At 63.9% G+C, this 14,218-nt stretch carries 11 protein-coding genes; 1 reads left to right on the top strand and 10 read right to left on the bottom strand.

The window, feature by feature from the left end; translation table 11 throughout:
- Positions 1-188 precede the first annotated feature (188 nt).
- Genes atzF through LB528_RS22300 form a run of 8 tightly spaced genes read right to left on the bottom strand, consistent with a single transcriptional unit; the run spans position 189 to position 8,456 of the window.
- Positions 189-1,991 carry an allophanate hydrolase gene (gene atzF, locus LB528_RS22335; protein ID WP_224516807.1) on the bottom strand — a complete coding sequence of 601 codons (1,803 nt, stop codon included), beginning with the start codon at positions 1,989-1,991 and terminating at the stop codon, positions 189-191.
- Positions 1,988-2,338, bottom strand: a complete 351-nt coding sequence (locus LB528_RS22330; RefSeq protein WP_224516805.1) for a cupin domain-containing protein — start codon at positions 2,336-2,338, stop codon at positions 1,988-1,990. The genes atzF and LB528_RS22330 overlap by 4 nt, the downstream gene beginning before the upstream one ends.
- Positions 2,331-2,999: a cysteine hydrolase family protein gene (locus tag LB528_RS22325; RefSeq protein ID WP_224516804.1), complete on the bottom strand. Its 669-nt coding sequence runs from the start codon at positions 2,997-2,999 to the stop codon at positions 2,331-2,333. Before LB528_RS22325 ends, LB528_RS22330 begins: the two co-directional genes overlap by 8 nt.
- Positions 2,999-4,531 carry an ABC transporter ATP-binding protein gene (locus tag LB528_RS22320; RefSeq protein ID WP_224516802.1) on the bottom strand — a complete coding sequence of 511 codons (1,533 nt, stop codon included), beginning with the start codon at positions 4,529-4,531 and terminating at the stop codon, positions 2,999-3,001. The genes LB528_RS22325 and LB528_RS22320 overlap by 1 nt, the downstream gene beginning before the upstream one ends.
- 10 nt (positions 4,532-4,541) lie before the next feature.
- The gene (locus LB528_RS22315; RefSeq protein WP_224516801.1) at positions 4,542-5,243 is read right to left on the bottom strand and encodes a cysteine hydrolase family protein; all 702 of its coding nucleotides are present in this window, start codon (positions 5,241-5,243) and stop codon (positions 4,542-4,544) included.
- A gap of 14 nt (positions 5,244-5,257) precedes the next feature.
- A complete protein-coding gene (locus LB528_RS22310) occupies positions 5,258-6,184 on the bottom strand; it encodes an ABC transporter permease (RefSeq protein ID WP_224516914.1) in 927 nt (308 codons plus the stop codon).
- The gene (locus LB528_RS22305; protein WP_224516799.1) at positions 6,184-7,308 is read right to left on the bottom strand and encodes an ABC transporter permease; all 1,125 of its coding nucleotides are present in this window, start codon (positions 7,306-7,308) and stop codon (positions 6,184-6,186) included. The genes LB528_RS22310 and LB528_RS22305 overlap by 1 nt, the downstream gene beginning before the upstream one ends.
- 20 nt (positions 7,309-7,328) lie before the next feature.
- Positions 7,329-8,456 (bottom strand): BMP family ABC transporter substrate-binding protein, encoded by a 1,128-nt coding sequence (locus LB528_RS22300; RefSeq protein WP_224716328.1) that lies wholly within the window; start codon positions 8,454-8,456, stop codon positions 7,329-7,331.
- Between the two features lie 290 nt (positions 8,457-8,746).
- Here LB528_RS22300 and LB528_RS22295 point away from each other — a divergent pair, with 290 nt between their 5' ends.
- Positions 8,747-9,421 (top strand): GntR family transcriptional regulator, encoded by a 675-nt coding sequence (locus LB528_RS22295; RefSeq protein ID WP_224516795.1) that lies wholly within the window; start codon positions 8,747-8,749, stop codon positions 9,419-9,421.
- 1,120 nt (positions 9,422-10,541) lie between these two features.
- Here the strand turns inward: LB528_RS22295 and LB528_RS22290 are convergent.
- Both LB528_RS22290 and LB528_RS22285 read right to left on the bottom strand, forming a co-directional pair.
- Positions 10,542-11,408, bottom strand: coding sequence for a glucose 1-dehydrogenase (locus LB528_RS22290; RefSeq protein ID WP_318011523.1), 867 nt, complete (start codon positions 11,406-11,408; stop codon positions 10,542-10,544).
- Positions 11,409-12,695: 1,287 nt separating this feature from the next.
- Positions 12,696-13,883 (bottom strand): NADH-quinone oxidoreductase subunit D, encoded by a 1,188-nt coding sequence (locus LB528_RS22285; RefSeq protein WP_224716327.1) that lies wholly within the window; start codon positions 13,881-13,883, stop codon positions 12,696-12,698.
- Positions 13,884-14,218: the final 335 nt, after the last annotated feature.

Genomic DNA, 14,218 nt, shown 5'->3' with positions numbered 1-14,218 from the left:
TTTCCGACGGACGAGCTTCAAAAACGAAGGTTGAGCGTTGCCCACGTGGGCAGCGCTCAAGATGACAGAAATGGGGCCGCAAGCGGAATGGCGGCTTTCCGGCTTCGCAACGAAGGATGTCAGAAGTTAAAACTGCCTCGGTCGGGCCGCCAGCTGTTCTTGCTTCGCGGCATCCGTTGACGGCGCGTTCAAACGGGAACGCGATCTGACAGAAAGCGGCGCCAGCCGCCGAATGACGAGATGTCGGAAGCGCCAAGCAAGCCCGCGGATTCCACCAGAAAGCCTTTGGCGGTGCTGCCGTCGTCAAGCTCTATGTTTCCAATGCCCAGCGGCGGCGGAATGGCGGCCACAAAGCGGCCGAAGGCGTCGGCAGGCAGCCGCCAGACCTCTACCTCGATCGCAGTGCCGCCGCTCTCCACACGGACTAGCCCCGGCTTGGGCGTGGCCTGGCCGGCGAGCTGATAAAGCTTGTATGAAGCGGCCGTCCTTATGGCCCGGCAGAACCGGGCGCCGGCCTCCTTGAGCTGGCCATTGAGCGGCATTCCCGAGAGGTGAGCGCCGACCACCACCAATTCGATCGTCCCGTCTTCGGCCGGTGCGCCGACGGGCTGCGCGCTCGGCTGCCGCCAGCCGGTCGCGCCGAGCGTGAGACCGCTCTCGGCATGGAGATCGCGCGCAACGGACGCCACAAGGCCGTCCAGTCCGGCGGCCGCAAGCAGCGTCACGCTCATCGGCAGGCCGTCATCGCGCGTGCCGGTCGGCACGGCGATGCCGCACATGTCGAGCAGATTGACGAAATTGGTGTAGGTGCCGAGCCGGCTGTTGGTCTCGACAGGATCGGCGAGCACGGCGGCGGTGGTGTAATGCGTCGGCGCGGTCGGGACGCAGAACAGGTCGACGGAGGCGATGAGCGGGGCGAGCTTGGCCCGGTAGGCCTGCAAGGCATAGAGGCCGCGGAAGACGTCCGCCGCCGACAGCTTCCTGGCGCCGCCGATGATCCTGCTCGTCACCGGGTGCATGGCGGCTTCGTTGGCTTCCATGAAATCGCGGATCCCAGCATAGCGTTCGGCCACCCAGGCGCCCTCATAGAGAAGGTTGGCGGTGGCGTAGAAATCGCCGAACGGGATTTCGACCAGCCGGCAGCCGAGCCGCGACAGCATGGCGAGCGAGGCCTCGAAGCCGGCCTGCATAGCCGCATCGCCGAAGAATTTCCGGTCGGCTTTTGCCGGGATGCCGACGCTCAGCACAGGCGGACGCGCGGCGAGCGGCCGGACGGCGATGTCGCGCGAATAGGGATCGGCGGTATCGCGCCCTGCCGCGACGCAGAACACTGCATAGGCGTCGTCGACGGTCAGCGCGAACACCGACACGCAGTCGAGCGTGCGGCAGGCCGGAACGACGCCGCCCGTCGACAACGCGCCGACGGTCGGCTTCAGCCCGACGATGTTGTTGAGGCCGGCCGGGATGCGGCCGGAGCCGGCGGTGTCGGTGCCAAGCGCGAAGGAGACGATGCCGCGCGCCGTCGCCACCGCCGACCCGGAGGAGGAGCCGCCCGGCACCAGCTCCGCGTCGATGGCGTTGCGCGGGATCGGCCAGGGCGTGCGCACACCGACGAGGCCGGTGGCGAACTGGTCGAGATTGGTCTTGCCCACGACCAGCGCGCCGGCGGTCTTGAGCCGCGCCACCACGGTGGCGTCCTTGTCGGGCCAATAGGTGTATTGCGCGCAGGCCGCAGTCGTCGGCATTCCGGCGACGTCGATGTTGTCCTTGACTGCGAAGGGAATGCCCCACAGCGGTTTTGCCACCGGATCGAACGGGCCGAGCGCTTCGACCGCGGCAAGCAGATCCGCCCTGGCGGCGAGATGGATGAAGATGCCCGGATCGTCGGCTGCCTCGATGCGGGCATAAATCGCCGCGATCACATCGCCGACGCCGATGCCTCCACGATAGGCGGCGCGCAGACTCGCTATGTCGAAGTGGATATCACTCATTTCGTCTCCCCCAGGATGATCACCGGCAGGTCCCACTGGATCAGCACGACACAGCCGTCCTTCGTCCACACCGAATGCTCGGTGCCGACCGGATTGAGGATCACGCTGCCGGCAGGATAGTCGCCGTTCTCGTCGCTCTGGGTGCCTTCCAGCACGACGATGGTCTCCAGCGCGACATGGCGGTGACGCGGCACGCCGGCGCCGGGCCGGTATTTCAGGATTGCGACCGACGGCTCGACCGGCCCGCCCTTCAGCAGCCAATGCACGCCGATGCCGTCGCGGAAAGGCTCGAACGCCAGGTCGCGCAAGCCGCCGTCGAGCAGGCCGGCAAAGGCAAGATTAGGCATTGGCAATTCCCTCGAGCACCTGGTCGGTCGTCGCCGTCCAGCCGACGATGGCGCCCTGCGCCATGATCATGGCGATCGCCGCCGCCTTGAACTCGGGAAAATAACTTTCCGTGGCGTCCTCGGCGAGCAGGCACTCATAGCCGCGATCGTTGGCCTCGCGCATCGTCGTCTGCACGCAGACTTCCGTGGTGACGCCGGCAAAGACGAGCTGCTCGGCTCCGAGCCTTTTCAGGTCATCGCCGAAGGAGGTCGCATAGAAGGCGCCCTTGCCCGGCTTCTCGATGACGATCTCGCCGGGCAGCGGCGCAAGCTCGTCGAGGATCGCGGTGCCCGGCTCGCCGGCGATCAGCACGCGACCCATTGGCCCGACGTCGCCGATACGAACCGACGGATTGCCGCGATTGCGCTTGGCTGGCGGCAGGTCGGAAAGGTCGGGCCGGTGGCACTCCATCGTGTGGATCACCGGAAGGCCGGCGGCGCGAAAGCCGTCGATCAATCTCTTCACCGTCGGCACGATCGCGGTCACCCGGCTGACGTCGTTGCCGAGGCTGGCGCCGAAGCCGCAGGGCTCGGCGAAGTCGCGTTGCATGTCGATGACGACCAGCGCCAAGGTCCGCGGCTTGAAGGCGAACGGAAATGGCTGTGCTGCGATTTCCGCCATCAGTGGTGCCCCGCCATATGCTCGCCGATGGTCTGCACGCTGGCCTGCGCGATCGGCGTCTCGTAAACCAGCGCACCGTCCGACATGACGAAGATGCGGTCCGAGAGCTCGAGCAGCTCGTCGAGATCCTCGGACATCAGAAGCACGGCGGCACCGGCATTGCGCGCCTTCATGATCCGGGCGCGGATTTCGGCCACGGCCGAGAAGTCGAGGCCGAAGCACGGGTTGGAGACGATCAGAAGGTCGACCTTGCCGGTGAGCTCACGGGCAAGCACGGCACGCTGCACATTGCCGCCCGACAGCGATGCGATCGGCGAGGCAAGCGATGCGGTCTTGACCTTGAACTGCTCGACCAGCCTGGCGCTGAATGCTCTGATGGCGCCGGCACTGATCCAGCTCACCGGTTTGCCGTTGCCGTCGATGTCGAAGGTGCGGAAAGAAATGTTTTCGGCCACCGTCATTTTAGGCGCGCAGGCATTCTTCAGCGGCTCCTCGGGAATGAGCCGCACATTGAGAGCGCGCGCCTCGGCCCGCGTTGCCGTATAGGCGGCGCCGCGCACCATGACCTCGCCGGCATGGCGGGGGCGCTGCCCGGCCAGCACTTCTAGGAATTCCTTCTGGCCGTTGCCGGAAATCCCGGCGATGCCGACGATCTCGCCGGCGCGCACGCCGAGATCCTCGATCCGGATCGACTTCAGCCCGGTGCGGTCCGGCGCCTTCAGCGCCTTGACCTTGAGCACGATCTCGGCGTCCGGCCTGGGCTCGGCGCGGCTGTCGAGGGCTGCGATCGGCTGGTCGCCGATCATCATCGCCGCCATGGCTTTGCGGTCGAGGTCGAGGACGCGGCCAGTGCCGGTCAGCCTGCCCTTGCGCAGCACGCTGACATCGTCGGCGAATTGCGTCACCTCATGGAATTTGTGCGAGATCATCAGCACCGTCAGTTCGCCGGCCCTGGTCATGGCGCGCACCAGGCCAAGCACTTCCTGCGCCTCGCCGGGGGTGAGCACGGAGGTCGGCTCGTCCAGCACGAGGAAGGAGCGGCCGAGATAAAGCTGCTTGATGATCTCCAGCTTCTGCTTCTCGCCGGCAGCGAGCTCGGCCACCTTGACGTCGAGCGGCAGCTTGAACGGCATTCGATCCATGAACTTTGCAAGCTCGCCGCGCTCCTTGCGCCAGTCGATCACGCCCGGAACCTTCTCACGCGAAATGACCAGGTTCTCGGCGCCGGTCAGCGACGGGACAAGCGTGAAATGCTGGTAGACCATGCCGAGGCCGAGCGCCGAGGCGTCCCTGGGGCTGGCGATCGCCACCTCGCGTCCGTCGACGAGGATGTCGCCGGCGGTCGGGTGATAGAAGCCCATTGTGCATTTGACCAGCGTCGACTTGCCGGCGCCGTTTTCGCCAAGCAGCGCGTGGAAGGATCCGGCCGGCACCTTGATCGAGACGTCGCCCAACGCCGTGAAGGCGCCGAAACGCATGGTCATGCCGATGGTCTCGACGCCGACGGCCTTGTTGCCGGTGATCGCGCTCATCCTGGTTTCCTTACGGCAGCTGGGCGACGAAGGATGCCGAGCTCGACACCGCGCCGAAGACGCCGCCCTGCATCTTGGTCATCTTGATCGCGGCAAGATGATTGCCGTAGTCGGTCGCGCCGCAACAATCCTCCAGCATCACGCATTCGAAGCCGCGGTCGTTGGCCTCGCGCATGGTGGTGTGCACGCAGACATCGGTGGTGATGCCGGTGAGCACGATGTTTTCGATGCCGCGCTGGTTGAGGATCAGCTCCAGGTCGGTGGCGCAGAAGGAGCCCTTGCCGGGCTTGTCGATGATCGGCTCGCCCTCGGCCGGGTAGAGGTCGGGAATGATGTCCCAGCCCGGCTCGCCGCGCACCAGGATGCGCCCGCAGGGGCCGGGGTCGCCGATGGCGGCATTGATGCGGCGCGAGCGCCAACGCTTGTTGGCGGGCAGGTCGGCGAGGTCGGGCCGGTGGCCCTCGCGGGTGTGGATGACGGTGTAGCCTTTCGCGCGCATGGCCGACAGCACGGACTTGATCGGCTCGATCGGCGCGCGCACCAGCGACAGGTCGTACCCCATATGATCGACATAGCCGCCCGGCCCGCAGAAATCGGTCTGCATGTCGATGACGATCAACGCCGTGTTGTCGGGGCGAAGCTCGCCATTGTAGGGCCACGGATATGGGTCTGCGTCGATATAGCACCGGGTGATTTCCGCTTTGGCGTTCATGGCAAAAACTCCAGTTACTTGGTGATCGACAATTCGCCCGGCGCGCCCGCTAGCGAGCGTGTCGGCGACGAGGTGGCGATCATGATTATGAGGGTGAGGATGTAGGGGGCGGCGTAGAACAAATAGTAGCCTTGCGTGACGCCAACCGACTGCAGCGCCGGTCCGAGCGCTCCGGCGCCGCCGAACAGAAGCGCGGAGGCAAAGCAGCCGAGCGGATTCCAGCGCGCGAAGATGACCAGCGCCACCGCCATCAGCCCCTGACCGGACGAGATGCGCTCCGTCCAGCTGCCGGGATAGTAGAGCGACAGATAGGCGCCGCCGATGCCGGCCAGCGCGCCGCCGACGCCAGTGGCGATGAGGCGCACTGTGTTCGGGTCGAGGCCCATGGCGCGCGCGGCGTCGGAACTGTCGCCGACGACGCGCACGATAAGGCCGGCGCGGGTGTTGCGGAAGGCCCACCACAGGACCAGCGAAAGTGCTGCCCCGATCAGGAACAGGACGTTGACGTCGAGTGCCGCCTGCACCTGCGGAATGTCGGACCAGGCGCCGAAGGGAATGGCCGGAAGGTTGGGCGCTTTTGGCTTGATGAACGGCTTGCCGAAGAAGAAGGCGAGCCCTGAGCCGAACAGCATCAGCGCGATGCCGATGGCGATGTCGTTGACCTTCGGGAATTTGCAGATCCAGCCATGGAACAGGCCGAAGCAAAGGCCGGCGGCCGCAGCGGCCAGCAGGCCGAGCCATGGCGAGTTGGTCATGACCGCGACTGCATATGCGGTCATGGCGCCGAAGACGAGCGTGCCTTCCAGCCCCAGATTGATGCGGCCGGAGCGCTCGGTGATGGCTTCGCCCAGCGAAACGAAGATGAAGGGCGTCGACACGCGGATCGCGCCGCCGAGTATGGCGAGCGGCACGCCCCAGAGGCCGATCCCGGTCGCATCCATCACGAGGCCCTCCGCCACAAATCGGGATTGAAGGCCTTGACGCGGCCGTACAAGGTTTCGCTGAGCAGGATGACGATGAACAGCATGCCTTGCAGCACCAGCACGGCGGCGTCGGGCAGGTCCATGCGGCGCTGGATCAGCCCGCCGGACGCGTCGATGCCGCCAAGTAGGATCGCGACCGGGATGATGGCCAGTGGGTTGTGGCGGGCGAGGAAGGCGACGAAGATGCCGGTGTAGCCATAGCTGGCGGCGAGCGAGCCGTTGGCACTGCCTTGCACGGCTGCGACTTCCAGCATGCCGGCAAGACCGGCAAAGCCGCCCGCGAGCGCGGTAAAGCCGACGATGAGCGGTCCGACCGCCAGCCCCTGCACCTGCGCTGCCCTGACATTGCCGCCGGCGATGCGGGCGGCAAAGCCCCAGCGGGTTTTTTCGATCAGCACCCAGGAGAGCACGCAGGCGACGACGCCGACCGCAAGCCCCCAATGCACCTCCATGCCCGGAATGTTGCCGATGCGGTAGATGTTGGCGAGCGGCTGGGTCGAGGGCTTGTTGAGCGAGGCCGGGTCGCGCAGCGGCCCTTCCACCAGCTGGTTCATCAGGGCGATGGCGATGTAGGCCATCAGCAGGCTGGAAATGGTCTCGTTGATGGCCCGGTAGTGGCGGAGCGCGCCGACGGCACCGATCCAGATGCCGCCGGCGGCCAGGCCCGCCACGCCCATGGCAACAATGACGATGAAGGAAGGCGCGCCGCTCAGCGCCACGCCCATGGCAGCGGCGCTGACGCCGCCGAGCACGATGGCGCCCTCGCCGCCGATGACGACGAGGCCGAGCCGCGCCGGCAGTGCCACGCACAGCGCCGCCAGCAGCAGCGGTGCGGCCCGCGACAGCGAATTCTGGATGGAGAACCACGAACCGAAGCCGCCCCGCCACATGGTCTCGTAGAGCAGGACCGGCGACTTGCCGACCAGGGCGATGAACAGGCTGAACAGCGCCATGCCGACGACAAGTGCCCCGAGCGGAATGACGAAAGCTTCCGCCCGCCGCGCGATCCCTTCCAGCGCCGCCGGATATCCTTTGGCGCCGAGCAGGGCCGGCGCATCCGCACTGCTGACCGTATCGGCCATAGTCCCGTCTCCGCTCGGCTTCAGGCGGTCGAGCCGACGACGCCCTCGACGAGATAGTCCATGCTTTCGAGCTCGATGGCTGTCTCGGCGAAGGCCTGGCCCTCCGTCGCCACGACGGCGCCCTTGTTGCTCTTCAGCGGGCCCTTGATGACGGAGAAGCCGCCCTTCATCATTTCGGCCAAGGTGGCGTCGAATTGCTTGCGGGCCGGCTCGCCGACGGCGGGACCGAGCGGGCTCATCTTGACGAAGCCGTCGGCCAGTCCGCCGCGGGTGAAATTGGGCAGCGGCGTGCCGGCGATGAGGTCGTCGACGAACATCTTGTAGACCTTGGCCCAGTTCCACTCGGCCCCGGTGAGGTATTTTTCGGGCGCCAGCGGGCTCTGGTTGGCGTGGTAGCCACAGACGAAGGCGCCGCGGCCCGCGGCCGTCTCGACCACCACTTTCGGGCTGTCGACATGGCAAGTGATGACGTCGGCGCCCTGGTCGACCAACGCGTTGGCGGCTTCCGCTTCCTTCACCGCCAGCGACCATTCGCCGGTGAAGATGACCTGGCAGGTGATCGCCGGATCGACCGAGCGCGCGCCGAGCAGGAAGGAATTGATGTTGAGCAGCACCTGCGGAATGGGCTTGGCGGCGACGAAACCGAGCTTCTTCGACTTCGATGTGTGGCCGGCGACGACGCCGTTCAGGTACTGGCCCATGCCGATATAGCCGAAATAGGAGCCGGCATTCATCGGGTGCTTGGCCTTGTCCCACATGCCGCCGCAATGGCGGAACTGCACGTCGGGGAATTTCGCGCACATGGCCAACATGTGCGGATCGAAATAGCCGAAGGAGGTTGGGAAGATCAATGAGGCGCCGTCGAGATTGATCATCGATTCCATCGTCTTCTGGACGTCGACCGTCTCGGGAACGTTTTCCTCCTCGACGACGGAGATGCCTTCGATGCCGTTCAGCGCGGCCGCCCCTTCGGCATGCGCCTGGTTGTAGCCATAGTCGTCCTTCGGGCCGACATAGATGAAGCCGACAGTGGCGGCGGTGGCGAAGGCACGGCTGATCGGAAAGGATGCCGAGGCGAGGCCGAGCACGGCTCCTGCAGCGGTCGTCTTGAGCAGTTGGCGGCGGTTAAGCATGAATCTGTCGGTCATAGTGAATGCTCCCCTTTGAGACCCTTTTCCGGGTCGGTTAACATGCCGTCGAAGAAAGTGCATGCAATCACTGTGCCAGTTTGTGTCTTGAAATTAATCAATAAAATCAGTAACCAGCTCGAAGGCTTATGCCTATGCCGGAGGCATTGCATGCACTTTTTGCCTTGAAAGTAGCCAATTTGACAGGCAGATTAAAATAAAGGCATAGAGGGCATATCCGAGTCGAAGGCCAACGAGTCGACCGACTCCACGAGAGACGCGACGGAGGAAAATTGTCGGGGAAGCGCAGCTTGATCAGGTCGGGCACGACCGTGGATCAGATGGTCAGGGCGATCGGCGACCGGATCGTCACCGGCTACCTGCGTCCCGGCGAAAAGCTGGACGAGACCTCGCTCGCCGCTCGCTTCGACGTATCACGCACCCCTGTCAGGGAGGCGCTCGGCCGGCTGAGCGCCATGGGACTGGTCGAGAGACGGCCCAACAGGGGTGCTATCGTTGCCGTCGTGACGCAGGAGCATCTCGCCTCGATGTTCGAGAGCATGGCCGAACTGGAAGCGATCTGCGCGCGCTTCTCGGCCGAGCGCATGACCAGCAGCGAGCGTCGCGGGCTCGAGATCGAGCACCAGGCTTCGGCGCGGATGGTGCAGTTGGGCGCCGAGGAGGACTATGAGTATTTCAACACCGAGTTCCATAGCCGGCTTTATCGTGGCGCCCACAATGCGCATATCCACGAACTCACCGTGATGACCCGCAGCCGGCTGGCACCCTTCCGCCGCGCGCAGTTCATGCTGCCCGGACGGCTGGCCAAATCCTGGCAGGAACACGACCTGATCGTCACCGCAATCATGCGCGGAGATAGCGTGGCTGCGGGCCAGGCCGCCAGGGACCATGTCTCAATCGTCAGCGAGGCGAGCGCGGTGTTCGCGGCTGACGATCGCAAGCCAATTCGGCGGCACGTGGCCTGAAAAATTTCCGGACGGTCCGAATCTTAGCAGAAGATGTCGGCGCCCAGGCGGCGCAAAGTTTCGCTCCAACGACCGTGATGGGGCGCAGAGCTGCCGTTAATGGTCACCCATTTGGAGTTCGCTGAAGCGCGCACTCGGTTGGTTGAAGGGGCCGACAGCGGGTAGGCCCCTTTTGCTTGATCAGCGCATAAAGCCAACCTGCTGGAGATTGGGCTTTGGCTTAATCAGGCCGGGCGACCGGAGCTGGCATCCTCGAAATCTCGGCCGGATTACTGAATTCACGCGTGGGAAACGCCGGTCATCGGTAAACCGTCCGAGGCCTTTTCAAATACTCACGTATTGTACGGCAACGGGTCCGAACCTTTTCCAGCCCATCCGCCGAAAGCGTGGCAACGGTGGGATGCCTCCATCTGTCGACCGCGACGCGCAGCCTGTGGGACCATCGAGGCAGACGGCGACAGTATGGTGGGCAACCTCCATGCGAAAATGGTGCTGCCAAGGACTTGTCCCTTTCTCAGGGGGCGGCATATTCCGGCGCGGTCGGAGGCTGACCTCAAGGGGCGAGCCGGCGTTCCAATTGAGCCCCGGAGCCGAGCGTCAGCTTGCAGTGTTTCCGGCAGAAGCGAAGGCTGGGGAACAGAGCTGAGGAACCTTTCACCTAACGCCCAGTTCTGCTCGGTATCTGGGATCAAGTTTGCCGATAAACGATGCAGCGGAACAGGCGTACTACGGAACAGGCTGCATCACTTCTGCGACAGCAGTTCAAAAACGAAATAATGCGACGCCACTTGCGTGCGCTCCCGATTTTTCGCACGGAGAGATGGTTGCCCGACCACTTGCGTGCGATCATGGATCGGCTAAAGGCGAACGACATAAAAAACCGTAGAGGCTGAGCATTTCGCGCTAGAACTGAACTGCGTATGGATCCGCGAGTCATCCTTTGCAACTCTGCTAGGTTAAGCGGCGCCGACCAACGGCAGCAATCGCTGGGGTCAAGCGCGATAGCGGCAGAATGGACGCCCCCTTGGCCCTCTGGGCTCATCAGGGGAATCGCTGCCGATGACCTTACGCAAGGCAACTCGTCGCCAGCCTTGGCACAGGCGCGCGAGTTGCGGCGAGTCTACATGGGGCGGCCGCCGGTAACCGCGACAACCGCACCTGCCATATAGCTCGCGTCGTCGGACGCGAGCAGTACATACGCGCCAGCAAGTTCCGCCGGATGAGCTGGCCTGCCGATCGGGGTATTTCGGCCAAACTCCCTTACTTTCTCGGCGGGCATGGTCGAGGGAATGAGTGGCGTCCAGACCGGGCCCGGTGCGACCGCATTCACTCTGATGCCCCGCTCTGCGACCATCTTGGCGAGCCCCCTGGTGAAATTCGCGACGGCCGCTTTGGTAGCTGCATAGGCAAGAAGCGGCGGCGAAGGATCGGAAGCCTGGATCGAGGCTGTGTTGATTATCCTGCCGCCCTCGCCCATCCGCTCCAATGCAGCCTGAGCCAGCATGAACTGGGAGTAGACATTCGTTTTGAAAGTGCGATCCAGTTCCTCAAATGTCAGATCTGCGATGCTGTCGACACTCGCCTGATGTGCTGCATTGTTGACGAGAATATCTAGGCGGCCAAGTTCACTTACTGCTGTCTCAATAATGTGCCGGCAATGCGCTGCGTCGCCGACATCACCGGGAACGAGGACGGCTCTTCGGCCTGCCCGCTCGATCCATTGAGCGGTATCGCGGGCGTCCTCGTGCTCCTCCAGGTAGGAAATAAGCACGTCTGCGCCCTCTCTCGCGAACGCGATTGCAACTGCTCTGCCAATGCCTGAGTCGCCTCCCGTTATAACCGCCACACGACCAGCAAGCTTACCACTGCCCCTGTAGCTTTGCTCTCCGTGGTCTGGCCGGGGAGACATCTTACTCATGGTTCCAGGTGCGCTCTGCTGTTGCTCTGGAAGTTTTCCATCGAGATCGGGGTGGATAGAAGCGGACATTCTCATATCTCACGTGCTGTAAGAATCGCCAGAAGGCAATTCGAGGGTGGTGCCTTGCTTGCCGGGCTCGGACCGTACTCGCCCGATGCTCGGTTAGTCGGAACTGCTGGTTTCGTCGGGAGCCTTGAAGGCTCCTGTTTCAATGGAACGGGCAACAGCTGCGAAGTCCGGAAATTGCGAGGCCGAACTTGCCTGGCGGGCGAAGGTTCCATCTACCGCCGGTATTGCACCTCTAAGCTCGTTTGTTCTCGATCCTGCGCCCTGCGTGAGCCGGCTTCCTAGCGTTTCCGGCGCCGTTCCACAGCATTCCGATCTCACCGTACCGGGCCAGCATCTCGCCACCTTGCTCAGAGGCAGTGCGATGCTCTTGGGTGGTTCACTGACCTTGGCTTGGGCAACCGAAGCACTCGACCTGCTCGGTCTTCTTCCTGCGTTTTGTACATTGGCGCCTCCTTTTCGGGTCCATCCAATGCTCCGTATCGTAGCGCCGGCACCGGGGTTGCCGCTGGTCTCCTGCGCCATGGCGCCTGACGTCGAGGATAGGATCGCCTTTCAACTGTGCCGAGCCGGCTGACGGGGAAACGAAAGTGGACGCGCTACATCCGCCGGAGACCTTCCGAATAGATTGATATCCCCTCCTGACCCCGCCCGAAGCCAGCTTAACGTAGAGGCGCGCTGAGCGCGTTCTGCTTGGGCGCTCCCCGAAGGCGCCGTTGTACTGACCGCCAACCCCACGCCGTTGACCACATTGAGCTCCGGCGCGCGGCGCGGACCCGATAGAGCTGCGAATCGATGGCTTCCGTCAGGTGCAATGCGGGGTTGCCGGGCAGATTCTCGGCGGCAGCGAAAACGTTCCCACGATCTCCCATCGCTTGGGGGGAGAACTCGACGCAGGCCTTTCCGTAGGTGCGGCAACTGGCAATGTCGTTGACTGGGATTTCGGCTCCGACCTCCAGCGCCGGCGTCACGGCATAAACATGTTGTCGCTGCTTCGAAGCTGAAGGCGCCGACCGAGCCCTCCTCCTGGCGGAGAAGGCCACCCGTCGAAACTGGATCGTTGGGCTGCAGGTAGAAGCGCCTGATGCGCCATGCCGACCCGCGCCGAACCGCCGAACTGGGCGGTATCCTGCTTGTAGGTTAGCCTGTTGCCGATGCCGTCGAGCAGCCGTCCAGCGTCTCGCCGGGAATGCCGAACAATCGGTATTTGATGGAGGCTGTTTCGGAAGAGCACAACGGTGCCGTACCGGCCCAACTTGAACGTTGGGCTCGCGCCTCAAGGGCTCGGAGCTATCTGTCCACGTCGCCCAGCACGATATCGATCGACCCCAGGACGGCCGTGACGTCCGCGAGCAGGTGGCCTCGGCAGAGCAGGTCCATCGCCTGCAGGTGTGCGAAGCTCGGCGCCCGCAATTTGCACCGGTATGGCTTGTTCGTGCCGTCCGCGACCAGATAGACGCCGAACTCGCCTTTGGGCGCTTCGACAGCAGCATAGACCTCTCCCGCCGGCACGCGGAAACCTTCCGTATAGAGTTTGAAATGATGGATCAGCGCTTCCATCGAGCGCTTCATCGCGGCTCGGTTCGGCGGCACGATCTTTCCGTCCGGATTGGAGATGGGCCCTGGCCCCTCCTTCACCAGCAGATCGACGCATTGGCGCATGATGTTCGCCGACTGGCGCATCTCTTCCATGCGCACGAGATACCGATCGTAGCAGTCGCCGTTCTTGCCCACGGGTATATCGAAATCCATTTCGGCGTAGCATTCATAGGGCTGCGCCCTCCGCAAGTCCCATGCAGCGCCCGAGCCGCGCACCATCACGCCCGAGAAGCCCCATCCCCAGGCGTCCGCCTCGGAGATCTGGCCGATGTCGACGTTGCGAAGCTTGAAGATGCGGTTGTTGGTGAGCAGCCGATCCAAGTCAGCGACGGACTTCAGAAAGGGATCGATCCACTTGCCGATATCTTCGACGAGATCCGGCGGCAGGTCCTGGTGCACCCCGCCAGGCCGAAAATAGGCGGCGTGCATGCGAGAGCCTGAGGCCCGCTCATAGAACACCATCAGCTTCTCTCGCTCAATGAAGCCCCATAGCGGTGGAGTTAGCGCGCCGATATCCAATGCCTGGGTTGTGACATTGAGCAGGTGGGACAGTATCCGCGATATCTCGCTGTAAAGAGCACGTATCAATTGCGCGCGCCGCGGCACGGTCAGGCCCGCAAGCTTCTCGATTGCCAGGCACCAGGCATGCTCCTGGCACATCGGCGCCACATAATCGAGGCGGTCGAAGTAAGGCAGGGCTTGGAGATAGGTCTTGTATTCGATGAGCTTTTCGGTGCCGCGGTGGAGCAGACCTATATGAGGGTCGACCCGTTCAACCACCTCGCCGTCAAGCTCGAGCACAAGGCGAAGCACACCGTGCGCCGCCGGATGCTGCGGACCGAAATTGATATTGAAGTTCCTGACGGCGGACTCGGCCATGAAACTTTTTATTCCAAGCAGCGGCGCCAAACCCGAAAGTGGCGCTGGTGTTCCAGGCAAGGCGGGCGCCGTCGGTTCATGCGCCGCAGGCTGTTGCACACTGCCATCGCCTACCGGCTCGAATATCTATGCCGACCGAACCGGGTCTTACCCCGTCCGACGGTTGGATCGGCGGCGGCCCGATGACATTGCTTTCGCCGCTTCAACGCTGTGGCCCGATCGATCTCGATGCCCGGCTTAAGCCTTTGCCCGAGCACAGGTCGGTTCCAGGCATGCAGGGATGGCAGTGGCTGCGCACGTCCGAGCACGACGCGGTCACGTCTCGCCGTGGCGCG

The organism is Mesorhizobium sp. CA4 (assembly GCF_020165075.1).
GTDB lineage: Bacteria > Pseudomonadota > Alphaproteobacteria > Rhizobiales > Rhizobiaceae > Mesorhizobium.
This window is presented reverse-complemented; position numbering and strand designations above follow the sequence as displayed.